At 35.1% G+C, this 20510-nt stretch carries 24 protein-coding genes; 20 read left to right on the top strand and 4 right to left on the bottom strand.

The genetic code is table 11. The features are described 5' to 3' along the window. Positions 1-74: 74 nt before the first annotated feature. Together QWT87_RS16100 and QWT87_RS16105 are read right to left on the bottom strand one after the other, a co-directional pair. Positions 75-1385, bottom strand: coding sequence for a dihydrolipoamide acetyltransferase family protein (locus QWT87_RS16100; protein WP_302717215.1), 1311 nt, complete (start codon positions 1383-1385; stop codon positions 75-77). 63 nt (positions 1386-1448) lie between these two features. Next, positions 1449-2276: an SAM hydrolase/SAM-dependent halogenase family protein gene (locus tag QWT87_RS16105; protein ID WP_185204670.1), complete on the bottom strand. Its 828-nt coding sequence runs from the start codon at positions 2274-2276 to the stop codon at positions 1449-1451. A gap of 135 nt (positions 2277-2411) precedes the next feature. Between QWT87_RS16105 and QWT87_RS16110 the strand changes: the two genes are divergently transcribed. The 5 genes from QWT87_RS16110 to QWT87_RS16130 all read left to right on the top strand — a co-directional run bounded on the left by QWT87_RS16110 (position 2412) and on the right by QWT87_RS16130 (position 6338). Beyond that, complete coding sequence (locus tag QWT87_RS16110; RefSeq protein ID WP_087710390.1) at positions 2412-3371, top strand: PhoH family protein; 960 nt, start codon at positions 2412-2414, stop codon at positions 3369-3371. A gap of 140 nt (positions 3372-3511) precedes the next feature. Next, a complete protein-coding gene (locus QWT87_RS16115) occupies positions 3512-4183 on the top strand; it encodes a porin family protein (RefSeq protein ID WP_116098898.1) in 672 nt (223 codons plus the stop codon). Positions 4184-4296: 113 nt separating this feature from the next. Next, positions 4297-4806, top strand: a complete 510-nt coding sequence (locus tag QWT87_RS16120; protein WP_087710386.1) for a hypothetical protein — start codon at positions 4297-4299, stop codon at positions 4804-4806. A gap of 212 nt (positions 4807-5018) precedes the next feature. After that, complete coding sequence (locus QWT87_RS16125) at positions 5019-5627, top strand: outer membrane protein (RefSeq protein ID WP_116098899.1); 609 nt, start codon at positions 5019-5021, stop codon at positions 5625-5627. An 87-nt stretch (positions 5628-5714) separates the two neighbouring features. Beyond that, a complete protein-coding gene (locus tag QWT87_RS16130) occupies positions 5715-6338 on the top strand; it encodes an OmpW family outer membrane protein (RefSeq protein WP_302717221.1) in 624 nt (207 codons plus the stop codon). 78 nt (positions 6339-6416) lie between these two features. Here the strand turns inward: QWT87_RS16130 and QWT87_RS16135 are convergent, their stop codons facing one another. Then, positions 6417-6683: a TM2 domain-containing protein gene (locus QWT87_RS16135; RefSeq protein WP_076390057.1), complete on the bottom strand. Its 267-nt coding sequence runs from the start codon at positions 6681-6683 to the stop codon at positions 6417-6419. A 32-nt stretch (positions 6684-6715) separates the two neighbouring features. Further along, entirely contained in the window at positions 6716-8077 is a 1362-nt protein-coding gene (ffh, locus tag QWT87_RS16140; protein ID WP_302717224.1) for a signal recognition particle protein, read from the bottom strand. Positions 8078-8705: 628 nt separating this feature from the next. Here ffh and atpB point away from each other — a divergent pair. From atpB to QWT87_RS16215, 15 genes are all read left to right on the top strand, one after another. Beyond that, positions 8706-9809, top strand: coding sequence for a F0F1 ATP synthase subunit A (gene atpB, locus QWT87_RS16145; protein WP_302717226.1), 1104 nt, complete (start codon positions 8706-8708; stop codon positions 9807-9809). A 51-nt stretch (positions 9810-9860) separates the two neighbouring features. After that, complete coding sequence (atpE, locus tag QWT87_RS16150) at positions 9861-10055, top strand: ATP synthase F0 subunit C (RefSeq protein ID WP_002979108.1); 195 nt, start codon at positions 9861-9863, stop codon at positions 10053-10055. Between the two features lie 86 nt (positions 10056-10141). After that, positions 10142-10639 (top strand): F0F1 ATP synthase subunit B, encoded by a 498-nt coding sequence (locus QWT87_RS16155; protein WP_108409973.1) that lies wholly within the window; start codon positions 10142-10144, stop codon positions 10637-10639. 2 nt (positions 10640-10641) lie between these two features. Continuing rightward, the gene (gene atpH / locus QWT87_RS16160) at positions 10642-11181 is read left to right on the top strand and encodes an ATP synthase F1 subunit delta (RefSeq protein WP_302717255.1); all 540 of its coding nucleotides are present in this window, start codon (positions 10642-10644) and stop codon (positions 11179-11181) included. Between the two features lie 18 nt (positions 11182-11199). After that, entirely contained in the window at positions 11200-12777 is a 1578-nt protein-coding gene (atpA, locus tag QWT87_RS16165) for a F0F1 ATP synthase subunit alpha (protein WP_076390063.1), read from the top strand. Between the two features lie 85 nt (positions 12778-12862). Beyond that, positions 12863-13726: an ATP synthase F1 subunit gamma gene (atpG, locus tag QWT87_RS16170; RefSeq protein WP_076390064.1), complete on the top strand. Its 864-nt coding sequence runs from the start codon at positions 12863-12865 to the stop codon at positions 13724-13726. A 102-nt stretch (positions 13727-13828) separates the two neighbouring features. Next, positions 13829-15187: a hemolysin family protein gene (locus tag QWT87_RS16175; protein WP_302717259.1), complete on the top strand. Its 1359-nt coding sequence runs from the start codon at positions 13829-13831 to the stop codon at positions 15185-15187. 21 nt (positions 15188-15208) lie between these two features. Continuing rightward, positions 15209-15514, top strand: coding sequence for an ATP-dependent Clp protease adaptor ClpS (locus tag QWT87_RS16180; RefSeq protein WP_087710365.1), 306 nt, complete (start codon positions 15209-15211; stop codon positions 15512-15514). Positions 15515-15714: 200 nt separating this feature from the next. Further along, positions 15715-16329, top strand: a complete 615-nt coding sequence (gene udk / locus QWT87_RS16185) for a uridine kinase (protein ID WP_076390068.1) — start codon at positions 15715-15717, stop codon at positions 16327-16329. 2 nt (positions 16330-16331) lie between these two features. Beyond that, positions 16332-16685, top strand: coding sequence for an FtsB family cell division protein (locus QWT87_RS16190; protein WP_087710363.1), 354 nt, complete (start codon positions 16332-16334; stop codon positions 16683-16685). 172 nt (positions 16686-16857) lie between these two features. Continuing rightward, entirely contained in the window at positions 16858-18009 is a 1152-nt protein-coding gene (locus QWT87_RS16195) for a methylmalonyl-CoA mutase family protein (protein ID WP_302717263.1), read from the top strand. Between the two features lie 14 nt (positions 18010-18023). After that, positions 18024-18470, top strand: a complete 447-nt coding sequence (locus tag QWT87_RS16200; protein WP_273077072.1) for a hypothetical protein — start codon at positions 18024-18026, stop codon at positions 18468-18470. A 6-nt stretch (positions 18471-18476) separates the two neighbouring features. Continuing rightward, on the top strand, positions 18477-18917 hold the full coding sequence (locus QWT87_RS16205; RefSeq protein ID WP_302717266.1) for a DinB family protein: 441 nt from the start codon (positions 18477-18479) through the stop codon (positions 18915-18917). A 6-nt stretch (positions 18918-18923) separates the two neighbouring features. Next, a complete protein-coding gene (locus tag QWT87_RS16210) occupies positions 18924-20072 on the top strand; it encodes a THUMP-like domain-containing protein (RefSeq protein WP_302717268.1) in 1149 nt (382 codons plus the stop codon). Positions 20073-20189: 117 nt separating this feature from the next. After that, positions 20190-20462: a hypothetical protein gene (locus QWT87_RS16215; protein ID WP_108410379.1), complete on the top strand. Its 273-nt coding sequence runs from the start codon at positions 20190-20192 to the stop codon at positions 20460-20462. The last annotated feature ends 48 nt before the right edge of the window (positions 20463-20510 follow it).

Raw genomic sequence — 20510 nt, forward strand, 5'->3', positions numbered from 1 at the left:
AGGTTTTATATTGTAAAGATGTTTCGATAAGCTTAATATGACAATTGCATCATTTATCATTCATCATTTATAAATTATATTTCCGTATTCAGATCCCAGTTTTCAAGGTAATCATGAACATGTTTAAGCATCATTCCTCCCAAAGAACCGTCTACAACTCTGTGGTCGTATGAGTGAGACATGAACATTAAGTTTCTGATCGCGATTACATCTCCGTCTGGAGTTTCAAGAACGGCAGGTTTCTTAACGATGGCTCCGATTGCCAAAATTGCAACCTGAGGCTGAGGAATAATCGGAGTTCCCATTAAGTTTCCGAAGCTTCCTACGTTAGAAATAGTATATGTTGCGCCCTGAGTGTCTTCAGGTCTTAATTTTTTGTTTCTTGCTCTGTACGCTAAATCGTTGATTGCTTTTGCCAATCCTGAAAGTGATAACTGATCTGCATTTTTAATAACAGGAACGATAAGGTTTCCGTCCGGTAAAGCTGTTGCCATACCGATGTTGATGTTTTTCTTTTTGATGATGTTTTCTCCGCTGATTGATACGTTGATCATAGGGAAATCTTGAATCGCTTTAACAACTGCTTTCACGAAAATCGGCATGAACGTCAGTTTTTCACCTTCACGTTTTTCAAAAAGAGATTTGTTTTTATTTCTCCATTTTACAACGTTCGTAACGTCTGTTTCGATGAAAGAAGTTACGTGCGGAGCAATCTGCTTCGCTTTTACCATGTTTTCAGCGATGATTTTTCTCATTCTGTCCATCGGAATGATCTCATCACCTGCAGCAGCCGTAATCGTAGCAGCCGGAGCCGAAGTTGCAACCGGTTGTGGAGCAGATGCAGTTTGTACCGGAGCTGCCTGTTGAACTGGCTGGTTTCCTCTGTTCTTAACGTAAGCTAAAATATCTTCTTTGGTAATTCTTCCTTCCAGACCGCTTCCTTTGATGGTTTTCAGTTCGGTTTCAGAAATATTTTCCTGCTGTGCGATAGATTTTACAAGCGGCGAAAGATAAAGGTCTCCCGAAAACTCTGTTGAAGCAGCTACTTTTAAAGGTTCCTCAATGGTTTTTAAGGTTTCCGCGTCCGGAGCAGCCGCCGGAGTTTCCGTTTTTACTTCTTCTGAAGCAGTTTTTCCGCCTTCTCCTTCAATTTCTAAAATAGCAATGGCTTCACCTACTTTTGCAACTTCGTCTTTCTGTTTCAAAATCTTTACGATTTTCCCCGAAACGGGTGTCGGAACGTCTGAATCTACCTTATCTGTTGCAATTTCTACTACGGAATCATCCTCTTTTACGCTATCACCTTCGTTGAACAACCAGGAGATAATTGTCGCTTCCATAACACCTTCTCCCATGGACGGAAGCAATAATTTGTATTCTGCCATTTTTAATTTTTAGATTTTGACAAATATATAAAAAAAATCGATTTTTTTATGAAATATTAAATTTTAGAAAAATTCAATGTAAATATTTTCGCCCACGTTAAGTCCAAACAGGGATTTTGCCCCGTTTTTTCTGCTTCCTTTGTAGATGGTAAGCTCCAAAAGCTGACTGTCATTGAAGATTGCAGCAGACTGCCCGTGAAATTCTGTTTCCCGATCCCAGTCCGAAACCACTTCCGTATGACTCGAAAAGACTCTTGAAAGTGCTAAGTTTCTGAATTTTATCGTGAAACTTTCGTATCCTTTTGAGATGGTTTCAAAAAAATCTTTATTAATATTTGAGATTATATTTCCGAAATTATCAATGTAGGTAACTTCTCCGATGATCATCTTTTCGGATTCATTGTAAACAGGTTTCGGAAACAGAAGCTGTTTTGCAGAGTCTATTTTTCTTCCGATTACTTCGGGAAGTCCTCCGTTTGCCAGATGAACGGCTGCAGGAACAAAAACATCCGTAGAAGTAAAATTAACGATATCGTCGAAACGGTTGTTTAATGTAATTTCGTAAATGGCTTCAGGTTTAATATCAAAAAAGATTAAACTTAAAACGCCGTTATCCGCTGCCAAAAAGTAATGACCGTCGGATTTATATAAAATATTTTTCCTGTTTCTGTTGTGAAAACTGTCTACGGAAACAATATGAATAGTGCCTTTCGGAAAATGTTTGTATGCATTTCTTACGATGTAAGAGGTCTGTATAAGGTTAAAAGCCTGTATTTCGTGACTAATATCAACAATATTAACCTTCTGATTCAGAGAAAGAATGCTCCCTTTTACAGCGGCGACTCTGTAATCCAAATTTCCGAAATCTGAAGTGAGGGTTATAATTGACATTGATGGTTGTATAGAATGATAGAAATGCAAATTTATCTAAAATAAAAGGAATGCCGGAAAAATTATGGAAAAGAATTTGATATAAATTTCAAAAAAAGCTTTAAATTTAAAATCTAAAATTAATAATAATACTGCATGTTTGAATTGACATATGATCTTGAGGATATCGATGCGAAAATCTTCTACGGAGTAAACAACCAATTTTTCAACCTTATAAAATCTACTTTTCCCACTCTTAAAATCACTGGAAGAGATCACTATATTTTTGCGATGGGCAATCAGGAAGCTTTGGACATTTTTAAGAAAAAGCTCGATGATATTGTCAATTTTATTTCAAAAAATAATTCTATAGACCTGAAAGATGTTGAAAATCTTCTGAATATTAAAGATGAAAACGAAAAGCAGCTTGTTTTCGATCAGGATATCATTGTAAAAGGTGTTAACGGTAAAATCATCAAAGCCAAAACCACCAATCTTAAAAAACTGGTTAAGGAAACCGAGAAAAAAGATATGGTTTTTGCGATTGGACCTGCCGGAACGGGAAAGACGTATACGAGTGTGGCTTTGGCGGCAAAAGCTTTGAGGGATAAAACCGTTAAAAGAATTGTTTTAACAAGACCTGCCGTTGAAGCAGGGGAGAGCTTAGGGTTTTTACCGGGCGATCTTAAAGAAAAGCTGGATCCGTACTTACAGCCTTTGTATGATGCGTTACGCGACATGATTCCGCATGAAAAACTGGAAGGTTTTATAGAAAAGAAAGTGATTGAAGTGGCTCCTTTAGCGTTTATGAGAGGAAGAACTCTGGATGATGCCTTTGTAATTCTGGATGAAGCTCAAAATACAACACATTCCCAAATGAAAATGTTTTTAACGAGAATGGGGATGAATGCTAAATTTATCATCACCGGAGATCCGAGTCAGGTGGATTTACCTCCGAAACAGCAATCCGGATTAAAGGAAGCCATGAGAATTCTGAAGGATGTAAAAGAAATCGGATTTGTTCATTTAACAGAAGAGGATGTAGTAAGACACCCTGTTGTAAGAAAAATTATTCTTGCCTACAATGATGAGGAAAAAAGACAGCGAAACGATTAAACAATTTATCATAATATAATTGAAAAGCAGATTAACAGGTGTTGATCTGTTTTTTATTTTTTAAACACTTTATTGTAATCATTTTGATATTTAAAAAAAAGTGTTATTTTTGCGACTGATTAATAAAAAAACTATTAACTATGAAGAAATTATTTCTTTTGACAGCAGTCGCTGTTATGGGATTGAGCGCAAAAGCTCAGGAATTCAGATTCGGACCTAAAGCAGGATATTCTTATTCAACTCTTAAGCTTAAAGACAACTCAGATTCTGAAACATCAGATCCGTTACATACTTTTTACATCGGAGGTATTGCAGAATATAAAGTAAGCGACAGGTTTGGTTTACAGGGGGAACTTTTATATTCTCAACTTGGAGGGAAACTGAATATTGCAGAAGTTGATCCTAGTGATCCTACCAACTTTTTCAATGTTAAGGCAAAACAGACTTACCATACTTTATTGATTCCTGTTTCTGCTAAATATTTCATTACTGAAGGTCTTTCGGTTTCTGCAGGTGCAAGTTTTGGAGTTATCCTTTCTGCTAAACAAAAATATTCTGCAGATTTAGGATTAGGCGGTGTTATTCCGGGATTCGAAATCAACAGCAGCGATGAAGTGGATATCAAAGATCAGTTAAATACTTTGAATATTGCTCCATTCCTTGGTGCTGAATATATGCTGGAGAACGGATTATTCTTTGATGCAAGATACAATATGGGAGTATCTAATTTGGCAAAAGACGCTTCAAACGGAGAAAAGTTAACTAACAGCTTTTTACAGGTTGGAGTAGGATTCAAATTCGGAGGGAACTAAGAATTTATTCTCATAAAAAAATTAAAGCGGTACAGAATTTGTACTGCTTTTTTTCTGTATAAAATGCTACCACATTTTTATCATTAGAAAATTCAAAATTTAAAATTATTAAAATGAAAAAACTATTATTATTAGGTGCTTTTGCATTTCTGGGAGGTCTTACGCAGGCTCAGGAAGGTTTCAGACTGGGAGCTCATGTAGGTGCTCCGCTTGGAGATGCATCCGATGCGGCAAGTGTAACTCTGGGATTGGATGCAGCATATATGTGGAACATTACTAAAGGTCTTGATATTGGTGCTGCTACAGGATATTCACACTTTTTCGGAAAAGATAATGTAGATGATTTTGGTTTTGTTCCTATTGCTGTTTCCGGAAAATACAGATTTAACAAGATTCCTTTGTTTGTAGGATTGGATCTTGGAGCAGGAATTTCTACCAGAAACTATATCAACAGCGGATTGTATGTAGCGCCGAGAGTAGGATATCAGATGAAGAATACAGAACTGTATTTAGGATTTCAGAGTGTAAGCAGTAAATACAAAGGTCGTGGTCCTTATTGGTACGGTGACGACAGATTTAACTTCGGAGCGGTGAATTTCGGGGTAAATTTCTTCCTGAAGTAAAATTTTTTAAAATCAACTATAATGAACTCCGATTGCAAAATTGGAGTTTTTTTATTCAAAAAATTGTGAAAACGCTAAAAGCCTTTATTTAATAGCTTTTATTGTTGAAAATTGCTAAAAAATACCGATGATATTAATCACATTAACAAATTTTAATATTCACAGCCGTCACTGTAAATTTGCCGTCAGAAAGTATTAAAATTATTAAAAAAATGAAAAAGGTATTATTAGCAGGTGCTATTGCACTTTTCGGTTTATCTAATGCGCAAATCGCTAAAGGAACTACATATGTATCAGGAACTTTAAATTTTGCTGCAAGCGAAGATAACAATACAAATATCAAAACTAGTGATTTAACATTAGTTCCTACAATCGGACATTTCGTTGGAACAAACGTAGCAGTTGGAGTTGGTGTAGGTTATGCTTCAAGCGTAGCAAAAAACGAAGGTGCTGTTACTACAACTAAAAACACTCTTTCTGCATTTGTAGTAGAGCCTTTTGCAAGAAAATACTGGACTTTAGGTGAGAAATTCTACATCTTCGGTCAGCTTTCAGTACCAATGGCTTTCGGAAACGATAAGCGTGAGACTACTTTTGCAAACGCAACAACTACTACAGAAGAGAAATTCAATTCTTTCGGTGTTGCTGTGAAGCCAGGTTTAGATTATTTCTTAAACAAAAACTGGACTATCGAGGCTACTATCGGAGAATTCGGATACAGCAACTTCAAATACAAGAATGCTAAAAGTGTAGATAACTACAACTTCGGTCTTGATTTGGCTTCTGTTGGAATCGGTGTAAAATATGTTTTCGCAAAATAATAAACAAAGCATATAAACTAAAAAGTCCTGAGTTTTCTTGGGACTTTTTAATCTTTTAAAAATCTTTTAAAAATAAATTTTATAACTATGAAAAAACTATTATTAGCTGGTGCAATCGCATTTTTCGGATTATCTAACGCTCAGATGACTAAAGGAGACTGGGTAATCAGCGGAAACACAGGAATTGGTTTCAACAATATGGAAACTAAAACTAAGGTAAACGGTGAAACGTATGACGGTGTTAAAGTAAGCACTTTCGCTGTAACTCCATCTTTAGGTTATTTTGTAATTGATAAATTAGCTGTTGGGATTGATTTAGGTTTTACAAGTGTTACAACAAAAGATAGCGGTGATAAAAATACTGTTTCCAGCTTTTCTGTAATGCCAACTGCAACTTATTATTTTGCGAACAGCAGCAAAGTGGTTCCTTTTTTGGGAGCGGGTATTGGTTATGCTTCAAGCAAAACAAAAGAAACTATTTCAGGAACTTCAACAGATTATACTGCTGATGGTTTAGCTTGGAAAGTGAAAGGAGGAGTTACTTATATGGCAACTCAGTCTTTAGGGATTAACTTAGGAGTATCTTTCGATCAGTTCTCGAACAAAGAAACTTATTTCGGTACTGAATTTAAGAACAGAGTAAATACTTTCGGGGTAAACTTAGGTTTCTCTTATTTCATCAAAGCTAAGGCTCAGAAATCTGATAAATAATTCAATTTCTTTCATTACGATAAACAAAAAATCCGGTTCAGATATGAGCCGGATTTTGTATTTGTAAAACTTAAAGTCTTAGAACCATTCTTTTTGGTTTTGAACATAAGTTCTGTCAAATTCTTCATCAGATTTTGTAAGGTAGATGATCCCTTCAATTAATCCAATAAGACCTCCGATGCAAAGAAGGCTTAAAAGAAGTTGTATAATTCCTGCTTTCGTATAGCCTAAGTAGAATTTGTGTACTCCGAATCCTCCTAAAAGAATTGCTAAAATTCCAGCAGTTACTTTTTTTTCTGATTTGTAAGGTTGGTTGTAGTTCCCTTGTTTTTCGTTAAGTTCCATAATAATTATTTTTTAATCGTTTTTTTTGTGTTTTATTTGCCGAACATTCCGCCCATTCCAGGCATATTTGGCATTTTGCTCATCATCTGCATCATCTGTTTTCCTTGAGGACCCTGCATCATTTTCATCATTTTACCCATCTGATCGAATTGCTTCATCAATTGGTTAACATCCTCAATTTTTCTTCCTGCCCCTTTTGCAATTCTGTTTTTTCTCTGGGTGTTGATGATAGAAGGTTTTCTTCTTTCTTCAGGAGTCATAGAGTAGATGATTGCTTCAATATGTTTAAATGCATCATCGCTGATCTCAACATCTTTAATTGCTTTTCCAACACCAGGAATCATCCCCATCAAATCCTTCATATTCCCCATCTTTTTGATCTGGTTGATCTGTTTTAGGAAATCATCAAAACCGAATTCGTTTTTAGCGATTTTCTTGTGAAGTTTTTTCGCTTCCTCTTCATCAAATTGCTCTTGAGCTCTTTCTACTAAGGAAACAACGTCTCCCATTCCCAGGATTCTGTCTGCCATTCTTTCCGGATAGAAAAGATCCAGCGCTTCCATTTTTTCACCGGTAGAAATGAACTTGATTGGCTTTTCAACAACAGAACGAATTGTTAAAGCAGCTCCACCTCGAGTGTCACCGTCTAATTTGGTTAAAACAACCCCGTCAAAATTCAAAGTATCGTTGAATGCTTTTGCAGTATTCACAGCATCCTGTCCCGTCATGGAGTCAACAACGAAAAGTGTTTCGTTTGGCGTAATCACAGAATGAACAGTTTTAATTTCCTTCATCATCTGCTCATCGATTGCCAAACGACCCGCTGTATCCACGATCACTACATCATGACCGTTTGCTTTTGCAAAATTAATCGCATTCTGAGAAATGCTTGAAGGATCCATAGAACCTTCTTCCGTGAAAACCGGAACCCCGATCTGTCCGCCTAAAACTTTAAGCTGATCGATCGCAGCCGGACGATAAACGTCACACGCAACCAAAAGAGGTTTTTTATTTCTTTTTGTTTTTAAATAATTCGCCAGTTTTCCGGAGAAAGTAGTCTTACCGGATCCCTGAAGTCCAGCGATAAGAATTACAGAAGGCTTTCCTGAAAGATTAATACCTTCCTGAGAACCACCCATCAGATCTACCAGCTCATCGTGAACGATTTTCGTCATCAGCTGTCCCGGAGTAAGCGATGTAAGAACGTCCCGTCCTAAAGCTTTATCCTGAACTCTTTTGGTAAGATCCTTTGCAACTTTATAATTAACATCGGCATCCACCAATGCTCTACGAATTTCTTTTACGGTTTCCGCAACGTTGATTTCCGTGATTTTTCCACGTCCTGAAATATTATGCAGCGCTTTGTCTAATTTATCCTGTAAACTATTAAACATATGTATTGTAAATTATAGGTTTGCAAAAATAAGGAAATTTTTAGGATATAAAACCGTCTTCGACGTAATATTATATATAAGGAATAAATTTTATCAGATGATAAAAATCAAATATTATTAAAATCCGATAGAAAAAGTCTATTTTTGTGTTTAATTAAAATCAACCTAATAACTGTTAGGCAGAAATTAAATTTAAAATGAAAGCTAATCCAAATATTCTTGTTACAATATTGTTTTTTTTAACATTTTTAATTCATTTTTCACTCTGGAAATTTGTTTTTCATTTGGATGAAATTATAATCGTTAAGTTTTATCTATTCCTGAGTGTAATGTTTATGATGATGATTACACTTATTGTTTTAATAAATAGAGTGGCACCGGAGTTTTTAGGATTGTCTGTGATTGGATTAATTCTTTTGAAATTCGGATTAATGTATTTAATTAGAAAAAAACTGAACTTTGAAGTTATTCAAGGATATAAATTTCATTTTATATTGCCGTATTTTGTCCTGACAACACTGCTTACGTATTATGCCATTAAGCTCATTAATCATGATAAAAAACAGTAAAAATATTTATTGAAACTAGAAAAATTATTATATTTTTGCACAACGAAAAAAACCTATCAATGTTTAAGAAATTCGCAGTTTTATTCTACAGTATTTTTGTATTAAACTTAGTATCTGCACAGCATGGTGAAGCTAAAGCTGAGGCAGGTTCTGCTACTACAGAGCTTTCTGAGAAAGATAAAGTAAGTAAAGAAAATAAGGAGTATATCGATCATCACTTGTTGGATGCTCACGATTTTACATTGATGGTGGATAAAGAAGGTCACCATATAGGTTTTCCTCTTCCGGTTATTTTTTACGATAACGGTTTTCATGCTTTTATGAGTAATGCTAAGGAAGGGTTTATGCATGGAGAAACTACAGAAGTAGATGGTTCTTATTATAAACTGCATCACGAAAAAATTTATAAGACTGATGAACAAGGAAATTTGGCGGAAGATGAAGAAGGTCACGTAACATCAGAAAAAGTTTTAGATTTATCAATTACTAAAAGTGTACTTATTATCTTATTAACAGCAGTATTTATGTTGTTGCTATTCACCGGAATGGCTAGATCATATAAAAAATCAGCAGTTCCTACAGGTGCGGCAAGATTTTTAGAGCCTTTAGTTATTTTTGTAAGAGACGAAGTAGCTATCCCTAATATCGGACATAAGTATAAGAGATTTATGGGTTATTTATTAACTGTCTTCTTCTTTATCTTATTCCTTAACGTATTAGGATTGATGCCTTTCGGAATTAATGTTACAGGTAATATTACAATGACATTCTTCCTGGCAATCCTTACTTATTTAATAACTACATTCTCTGCTAATAAAGATTATTGGAAACATATCTTCTGGATGCCTGGAGTTCCGGTTCCAATGAAATTAATCATGTTGCCTATCGAATTATTAGGAACAATTACGAAGCCTTTCGCTTTAATGATCCGACTTTTTGCCAACATGACTGCTGGACACATTGTAGTAATGAGTTTGATCGGATTAATCTATGTATTTAAAAATGTAGTGGCAGGAGTTGCATTCCCTTTCTTAACATTAGTAATTTATTTGTTAGAAGTGTTGGTTGCATTCTTACAAGCTTATATTTTTACAATGTTATCTGCTTTGTTCATTGGAATGGCAGTACAGGAGCATGAGCATGAACACCACGCTGCTCACTAATTTGAAAGTTTAAAATAATTATCAGAAACAAATTTTTTAAAATTATATATTATGGAAATCCCTAAAATTGTAGGTGCTGGTATCGTAGTACTAGGTGTAGGTATCGGTCTTGGTAAAATCGGAGCTGCTGCTCTTGAAGCTATCGCTAGACAACCTGAGCAATCTGGAAAAATCCAAACAGCTATGCTTATCGCAGCTGCACTTGTAGAAGGTGTTGCGTTTGCTGCTCTATTCGCGGTAAACTAATTAAAATTAAACCACTATCCGTAACGGTTGGTTACAGGTAGTGGTTATTTAAGAAAAAAAGTAATAATTATTTATACATTTATATAATGGAATTAATTCATCAGTTTTCATCAGGATTATTTATTATCCAGTCTGTTATCTTTCTGGCATTGTTATTCTTGTTAGGTAAATTCGCTTGGAAACCTATTTTAAAATCTATTAATGATAGAGAAACTTCTATTGTTGACGCTCTTAATCAGGCTACTTTGGCAAGAAAAGAGATGGAAACTTTAAAAGAGGATAACGAAAGAATTATTCGTGAGGCTAAAATCGAAAGAGATGCCATCCTTAAAGAAGCAAGAGAAATCAGAGATAAAATCGTAGGTGAAGCTAAAGATGTTGCTAAAGTAGAAGGAGATAAAATGATTGAAGCAGCTAAGCAAACCATCAATGCTGAGAAAAATGCTGCAATGGCAGACATCAAAACTCAGATTGGTACTTTATCTGTAAACATCGCAGAATCTATCCTGAAGCAGAAGTTAGACAATAGCGAAGCTCAAAACGAATTAGTTCAAAATTATTTAAACAAATCAAACCTTAACTAAGAATGCTTACATCGAAAGTAGCTAAAAGATACGCACAAGGTTTACTTGACTTCACCAACGAATCAGGTCAAACGGCTACTGTATTTTCTGAAATGAAAGATGTAGTAAAGATCATGAAAGAGTCTGCGGACTTAAATAAATTTTTCATGACACCTTACATCGATTCTAAAAAGAAAGTAGAAGTAGCAAACGAAATTTTCAAAGGTTTATCCGTTTCTTCAAAGAACCTGATTACTTTGGTAATCAAGCACGGTCGTGAAAACCAGTTGAAGAATATTGCTCAGGAGTTTATCAACAAAGTTGAAGATATCAATGGAGTACAGAGGGTAACGGTAACTACTGCGACGCAGCTTTCAAAAGAAAACCTTGAGGAAATTTTAAGAAATTCCAATCTTGTTAACACCGCTGCAAACTTTGATTTGCAGTTGAATATAAAGCCTGAAATTTTAGGAGGTTATATTTTAAGAGTTGGAGACCAGCAAATAGATGCTTCTGTGAAGTCTAAACTTAACAGTATTAAAAAAGATTTTCATTTAAATTAAGAAAAAAACAACCATACAATGGCAGAAATAAATCCGGCAGAAGTATCTGCGATCTTAAAACAGCAATTGGCCAACTTCGATACTCAATCAAACGTTGAGGAAGTAGGTACAGTTTTAACCATCGGTGATGGTATTGCTCGTGTATACGGGTTAGAAAACGTACAATACGGAGAGTTGGTGAAATTTTCTAGTGATGTAGAAGGTATTGTACTAAACCTTGAAGAAGACAACGTAGGTGTTGCACTACTTGGTGAAAGTAAATTAGTAAAAGAAGGAGATACAGTAAGAAGAACAAACAGAATCTCTTCTATTAAAGTAGGAGAAGGAATGTTAGGAAGAGTAGTGGATACTCTTGGTAACCCTATCGATGGTAAAGGTCCTATTACTGGGGATTTATATGAAATGCCATTGGAAAGAAAAGCTCCCGGAGTTATTTACAGACAGCCGGTAACTGAACCTTTACAGTCAGGTATCGTTGCAATCGACTCTATGATCCCTGTAGGAAGAGGACAGAGAGAGCTTATCATCGGTGACAGACAGACAGGTAAAACTACTGTTGCGATCGATACGATCATCAACCAAAAAGAATTCTTTGATGCAGGTAACCCTGTATATTGTATATATGTTGCTATCGGACAGAAAGCGTCTACTGTAGCACAAATCGTTAAAACACTTTCTGATAAGGGAGCTTTGGCATACACGGTAATCGTTGCGGCTAACGCATCGGATCCGGTTCCTATGCAGGTATATTCTGCAATGGCAGGAGCGGCGATCGGTGAGTTCTTCAGAGACACCGGAAGACCAGCTTTGATCGTTTATGATGATTTATCTAAACAGGCAGTTGCTTACCGTGAGCTTTCTTTACTTTTAAGAAGACCACCGGGTCGTGAGGCATATCCTGGAGACGTTTTCTACCTTCACTCAAGATTATTGGAAAGAGCTGCGAAAGTAATCGCGGATGACAATATCGCAAGACAGATGAACGATTTACCTGAGTCTTTAAGACCAATCGTAAAAGGTGGTGGTTCATTAACGGCACTTCCAATCATTGAAACTCAAGCGGGTGACGTTTCTGCATATATTCCTACCAACGTAATCTCTATTACAGACGGACAGATCTTCTTGGAGTCTGATCTATTCAACTCAGGGGTTCGTCCTGCGATTAACGTAGGTATCTCTGTATCCAGAGTAGGAGGTAACGCTCAGATCAAATCAATGAAAAAAGTTTCTGGAACACTTAAATTAGACCAGGCTCAGTATAAAGAATTAGAAGCGTTTGCTAAGTTCGGTTCAGACCTTGATGCTGCTACATTAGCGGTAATCTCTAAAGGGGAAAGAAACGTGGAAATCCTTAAGCAGCCGGTAAACTCTCCACTTCCGGTAGACAGCCAAGTTGCAATGATCTATGCAGGAACAGAAAACTTATTGAGAAACGTTCCTATCAGAAAAGTAAAAGAATTCCAGATAGAATACATCGAGTTCCTAAGATCTAAGCATCCGGATACAATGGCTGCCATTAAAGCAGGAAAAATTGATGATTCAATTACAAGTGTTCTTAAGCAGGCTGCTAACGATCTAGCTGCAAAATATAACTAAAAATTAGTTGATGGTTTTTGGTTGATAGTTGACAGAATTTTCTAAAACTAGCAACCAACAACCGACAACCAACAACTAACCCAATATGGCAAACTTAAAAGAAATACGAGGCAGAATTACGTCAATTTCATCTACGATGCAAATTACCCGTGCTATGAAAATGGTTTCCGCTGCGAAACTTAAAAAAGCACAGGATGCAATCGTAATGTTAAGACCTTATTCTGAGAAATTACAGGAACTTATCCAGAATGTAAATTCCAGTTCAGATCCTGATCAGATTTCTGTTTACGCTCAGAAAAGAGAAGTAAAAAGAATACTTTTCATCGCTATTACTTCAAACAGAGGTCTTGCCGGAGCTTTTAACTCTTCCATCGTTAAGGAACTGAATGCACAGTTTCAAAACAAATCTCAATACGAGGTGGAAGTTCTTTCTGTTGGTAAAAAAGCTTTTGATGCTGTAAGAAGAACGCGTACGGTGTATGCAAACGAAAGTGCTGTGTATGATAACCTGAACTTCGATGCGGTAGCTCATATTGCAGAAGCAGTAATGGGCAGCTTCAAAGAAGGTAAATTTGATGAAGTTTATTTAATTTATAATAAATTCGTTAATGCTGCCACTCAGGAAGTAACTACAGAACAGCTTCTTCCGATCTCAATGCCTGAAAATACAGAATCTCAGGTAGAAACAGATTATATTTTTGAGCCAAACAGAGAAGAAATCTTAGATAACCTTATTCCTAAGTCAATCAAGACTCAGGTTTTCAAAGCAATCCTTGATTCAGTAGCTTCTGAACACGGAGCGAGAATGACGGCGATGCACAAAGCAACAGACAACGCTCAGGCTTTGAAAAACGATTTGGTAATTTTCTACAACAAAGCAAGACAGGCTGCCATTACAAACGAAATCTTAGAGATCGTTTCCGGAGCAGAAGCCTTGAAAAATTCGTAAAGAATTATTTTAACACAATATTAAAGCATCGTAGATCACGATGCTTTTTTTGTTATTTTTATTTTGTATATATTTGTAGAACTAAATTTATATAATTTCTAAATGGACTCGGACATAGTCAGGCTTTTGCTGGCCTTATTACTTGTTTTACTTAATGGCTTTTTCGTAGCCGCAGAATTTTCAATTGTTAAAGTTCGTTATTCACAGATTCAGATAAAAGCCGCAGAAGGGAATTCTATGGCAAAACAGGCAGAGCATATCATCAAGCATCTTGATGAATATCTTTCGGCTACACAGCTTGGTATCACGTTGGCTTCCCTGGCTTTAGGTTGGGTAGGAGAAAGCGCGTTACACCATATTGTAGAAAATATTTTCCATTCGCTTAGTATTGATCTTAGTCAGGCAACCATCACTTCCATTTCGGTGATTACAAGTTTTGTACTGATTACGATCATGCACATTGTTTTCGGAGAGCTTATTCCGAAATCCATTGCCATCAGAAAATCAGAATCTACTACAATGGCGACTGCAATTCCGTTGAGAGTTTTTTATACGGTTTTCAAGCCTTTTATCTGGTTGATGAATTTAATGTCGAATACCTTTTTAAGACTCGTAAAGATTCATCCGGCTTCTGAGCATGAAATTCACTCTACAGAAGAACTTCAGCTTTTGGTAAAACAATCTGCCGACAGCGGAGAAATTGAAGAGGAAAATTATGAGATCATTAAAAATGCATTTGATTTTACAGATCATTCTGCAAAACAGATCATGGTTCCGCGTCAGAACATTACTTCCATCGATTTTGAAGAAGATATTAATGAAATAATCAATAAAATCATGGAAAGCGGATATTCCCGTATTCCGGTCTACGAAAATTCTATTGATAACGTGATTGGTGTTTTGTACACTAAAGAAATCATCAGAGAATTTGTAAAAAGAAAAGGCGAACTGAATCATGATGATCTGAAAGAACTGATGCGTGATGCATTTTTCGTGGTGGGAAGTAAAAAGATTTCAGACTTACTGAAAATTTTCCAGCAGAAAAAACAGCATTTGGCGATTGTTATTGATGAATTCGGAGGAACAGAAGGAATCATTACTCTTGAAGATATTTTGGAGGAGCTTGTAGGAGAAATTCAGGATGAAGAAGACGATGAAGAAAAAATTGTAGACAAGATCGGAGAAAATACATACTGGGTTCAGGCAACACAGCCTTTGGACGAAATCAATGAATTCATTCCTAAAAAACTGCCGCTTTCCGAAGAAAGTGAATACAATACATTAGCAGGCTTTATTCTTCACGCTTTAGCCGACATTCCGGAAGAAAATCAGGAATTTGATCTGGAAAATTATCATTTCAAGATTCTTAAAATGAACAATAAGAGTGTTGAAATGGTAGAGCTGGTATATGAAGAACCCAACAGCATTAGTGATCTTGCCGAAAAAATAGGAGAAGTTTAATCTATTGTAAACCATGTAAAAATGATTTTTTATAACAGCATAAAAGATTACGAAGATCCGAAACGTCAGTACGAAGAAGAAGTTCTAGTATTGGATGAGACCGATGAAGTCTATAAATTGGTTTTGCATAACGATGACGTTCACACATTTGATTATGTTATTGATTGTCTGATCGAGATTTGCAAACACACCTTAGAGCAAGCCGAGCAATGTACAATTCTCGTCCATTTTAAAGGGAAATGCACGGTAAAAACAGGCTCAATGGATCTTTTGAAACCTATGCATGAAAAACTGCTATCAAGGGAATTAACAAGCGAAATCGTATAAAATTGATCAGCTCCGACCATCATCGGAGCTTTTTTTATGAGAGCAATCAATTATCAATTCATTAGAAGCCATAAGCTAAAAGGGGAATTTATGATCCTGTGTTTTTGTACAGTATTTTTTCTGAACAATTTCAGCTTTTAATATTTATTTGCATTCAAGTAAAATAGTATATTTGTAAAAACTATAAAGAAACAAAAACAATGCTTGTAATAGGAATTGCAGGAGGTACAGGCTCCGGCAAAACTACGGTTGTTGATAAGATCATTCAGCAGCTTGATATCGAAGGAATGAACATCCTTTCACAGGATAACTATTATCATGATAATCATAATCTTACATTGGCAGAAAGAGAAGCCTTAAATTATGACCATCCCAAATCCATCGATTTTGACCTTCTGATAAAACATGTAAAAGCTTTAAAAAATAACGAATCAATCGAGCAGCCGATTTACAGCTTTGTAACGCATGGAAGAACAGGAGATCACGTTACCGTAGAACCTAAAAATGTATTGGTAGTAGAAGGTATCCTTGTTCTTACCAACAAGGAATTATTGAAGGAATTTGATCTTAAAGTTTTTGTACATGCAGATTCGGACGAAAGGCTTATCAGGAGGATCAGAAGAGATACACAGGAAAGAGGAAGAGATCTTAACGAAGTATTACACCGTTATCAGACAACTTTGAAGCCGATGCATCAGGAATTTATTGAACCTTCCAAAAATGAAGCGGATCTTATCATCCCGAATATGAGACAGAATTCCGTTGCGATAGATTTTTTAACCACCGTTATTAAAAACTCGTTGAGAAAACACTAGAAATGAAAGATAATAAGCTTATTAAAGACATTCAGCCCAAGTCTGAAACATTCAAACTTATTCAGAAATATTTTTTGAATAAATATACCATTACAATCTGTCTGTTTCTGGTATGGATGATTTTCTTTGATAAAACTTCCTTTCTTGTCATCAATGAACTGAACGGCGAAATCAGCAAATACGAAGAACAGCTTCAATACTATAAAACCGAATACGAAAAGAACGATGCGTTTTATAAAAAGCTGATGAACAACAAATCTGAAAAAGAAAAATACGCAAGAGAAAACTACTTCATGAAAAAGCCGGATGAAGAAATTTTTATTCTGGTAGTTGACAGCGCAAACGCGAAAAAATAATTTTTTTTAATGAATTGTCAATAATGAATTTTGCTTCGCAAGTAGATTTTAAAAAATGATTTTTCGTCATTTATCATCATTGAAAAACCTTTGCGTTAGGATTATAATCAAGTAAAAATTGATGAATAAAATCGGATTGACTATTGACCATTCACAAATTCATACAAAAACTATGTCAAATACAGCCTGGGAAAATTTAGTAAAAAAACAGCTTAAAACAGACGATATTTATCCAATCCTTACCAAAGAAAATCTGGAAGGAATTGTGGTGAAACCTTTCTACGATTCTGTGCAGGAACCATTGGTAAATCTGCCGAAAATTGAAGAAAGCACCCATTTGGTAGCAAAATATCATGAAAGTTTAGAAGAAGACGTTTTTGCATTTATTTTAGACCAAAATGTAGAAAATCTCGAGCAGAAAACAATTTTCATAAACAATGAAGAGTTGGCGGGACACATCAGTCCCGAAGAACAGGATCAGTACTTTTCACTAATTGATGTTTTTGATGAAAAACAAGCTGTAATTAACGATCAGTTGGTCAAAGAATTACTCGCAAAACAGTTCAGAAGAAATATTTGTATAGATATTTCCCTTCATCAGAACGCTGGAGCCTCTATTGTTCAGCAATTAGGAATTGCTTTGGCAAAAACAAAAGAACTTGTAGAAATCTATGGTTCAGAAATTGTAAACAAACTCATCTTCAGAATAGCAGTTGGTGGAAACTATTTCTTCGAAATGGCAAAACTGAGAGCCTTTAAAATAGTTTTCAATCAATTGTCAAAAGAATACGATCTTGACGAAATTCCCTACATTTTTGCAGAAACTTCCCTGAGAAATAAAGCCGTTTCCGATAATGAAAACAACCTGATCCGCTCTACTCTTGAACTGGCTGCAGCCATGATCGGCGGTGCAGATGCCGTTTTCAGCAATAATTATCTGGTAGAAAAAAGTACCGAAAATTCAGAAGAAATTTCTTTCAAACAGCAAATTGTTCTTGCGTATGAAAGCATCATCAATGTTTTTGAAGATGCATCTAACGGAAGTTATTATGTAGAAGATATTACTCGGCAGATCGCGGAAAAATCTTGGGCATTTTTTGTGGAAATAGAGGAGAACGGAGGTTATCTCGAGCTTTTGAAGCAGGGAACTGTTCAGAAAAAAATCTACGATCACGCCATTGAAGAGCAGAAGTGGGTGGAAGAAGGAAAAATAAAGCTGATCGGCGTTAATTTATACCCGAAATTAGACGTTAAAAAGTCTATTGAGGAACTTTATAACGAAAAAGAAATTAAATCCGTTCGCTGGGCGGAAATGTTTGAATAATTTTTGAAAATATCATGAAAAAAAGTTTATTAATTTTCTTTTTGATGCTTTTCGGGTTATGTTTTTCACAAGTCGAAAAAGATTTATATGGAAAATGGATGGGAGTGGATCAGGGTGAAAAAGGTTTTGTGACGTTTTATCCAGATGGATTCATATCATTTAACTTCGGAAGTGATAATATTGACGGGAAAAATTTTATTATTCCTGAAGGTGATTTTAAAGGAAAAGTTGGTCAGATAAAATATAAAGTAGATTTCTCTAAAAAACCATTTAAAATTACTTTAATTATTTATTTTAAAAATGGGGATGAACTTATTAGTGGAGAATTTAATAAAGGACTTATTGAATTCACTAAAAAAGATGAAATTCTATTTTATATGGACACTGAGCAAAAAAATCCTGAAAAGATAGATCCATTATCACCAGATACAATGCTGTTCAAAAAAGAATCTGATTTGTAACTTAGTATGAAAGAAAAATTAGTTGATTTATTCGAATATACTTATCATTTCAACAAAGAAATGATTAAAATTATTTCTGAAAATCTTGAAAAGGTTGATGAAAAAACAATCAGTCTTATCAATCATACTTTAAATGCCCAACAAATTTGGAATTCCCGGATTTTAAATGAAAAATCTTTTGAGGTTTGGCAGATTAATCCTTTTGAAAATTTAAATGGGATTAATCAGCAAAACTTTAATAAAAGTCTTGAAATTGTTCAGAAATTTGATCCGGATCAAAAAATAGAATATCAGAATTCAAGAGGAAAAAAGTTTGAAAACACAGTTTTAGAAATGCTTTTTCAGGCAATTAATCATTCCACTTATCACAGAGGACAAATCAATTCTTTATTGAAAAAAAATGGAATTACTCCTATTTTAGCGGATTACATTTTTTATAAAAGATAAAAAACTTTGAAAAAAGAAATTTTATATCAGGAAATTCAGCAATTTATCAATGCAAATCTAAACGCAGATTTGCATTCTTTGTTATTAAAAAAATCCCCGTTTCCGGAAGTTTCTATACAGGAAATTGTTCAGCAGATCAAAGGAAGACAGGTTGCACAGAAGAAATTTCCGTTTCTGCTGAAAGAAGGAATTATTTTTCCGCCACAACTGAATTTAGAACAGTCTTCCTCCGAAAAAACAGCATTGTACAAATCTGAGATCTTAAAAGGTAAGAAGTTCATCGATTTAACCAGCGGCTTTGGAATTGATGCCTATTATTTATCAGAAAATTTCGAAGAAATAACTTTGGTGGAACAAAATGCTGAACTTCTGGCAATTGTTGAACACAATTGGAGCGTTTTAGGAAGGAAAGCAAAGTTTGTCAACCAGAACCTCGAAGATTTTTTAAATGAAAATAAAGAAACTTACGATGTCATCTATCTTGATCCGGCGCGAAGAGACAATCATAAGAATAAAGTTTTCCTTTTGGAAGATCTTTCGCCTAATATTCTTGAAATTCAGGAAAAATTATTGTCGATTTCAGCAGAAGTTGTTATAAAACTTTCACCATTAATTGATCTGAAATATTTGGTATCGGTTTTATCAAACATTTTCAGGATTGATATTATTGCCTTGAAAAACGATGTCAAAGAAGTCGTCGTATTTCTGTCAAACCAAAATTCAGACAAAATTATCTGTCATTGTGTAAACCTTGAAAGTGAAGAATCGATGTTTACATTCACATTTGGAGATGAAGAAACTACTGTTGCAGAGTTTGGTGAACCAGAAAGATACATCTACATTCCCAATAATTCGATTTTAAAAGTCGGAATTTTTAATGTAATCTCAGAAAAATTCAGATTAAAAAAATTACATCCGAATACACATCTTTACACGTCAAATCAAAAGATAACTGATTTTCCAGGAAGGATTTTAGAGATGGAAGTTATTGAAGCTAAACAGATTGTTAAGAAAAGTCAGTTCAATATCATTTCAAAAAATTATCCTCTAAAACCTGAAGAAATTAAGAAGAAATACAATCTGAAGGACGGTGGAGAAAATTATCTTATTTTTACACAATCCAAAAAAGGAAAAATTATACTAAAATCAGTATAAAAATGTTGCCGAAAAAAATAGGAATCCTTAATTTTGGACAATTAAAAATTAATAAGAATCGTGTTTGTTAATCTATGCAAAATGATTCTGCTGATCTTAAAAAAATAAATTTTACATATGAAAAAATTAGTTATATGTTTAGCTCTTGCTACTGTTGCTGTAAGCTGTAAGAAAATTCAGGCCGGAGGGAACAAAAATACCTTGAAACTTGAAGAAGGAGCAGAAAGATATTCAGACGATCCTCAAGGTGAAGGTCATGGTCACGAAGCTGCCACAATGCATACAGAAGAGGCAACTGCAGAAAAGCACGAAGCCGAAGCTCCAAAAACAGACAGTACAGCAACTGCAAAACCTGCCGAAGCTAAAGAAGCTCCAAAAGCTGAACACTAATTAAAAGTACCATATAAAATCTCCCGCAGCAATGTGGGAGATTTTTTT

The organism is Chryseobacterium urinae, assembly GCF_030518295.1.
GTDB lineage: Bacteria > Bacteroidota > Bacteroidia > Flavobacteriales > Weeksellaceae > Chryseobacterium > Chryseobacterium mucoviscidosis.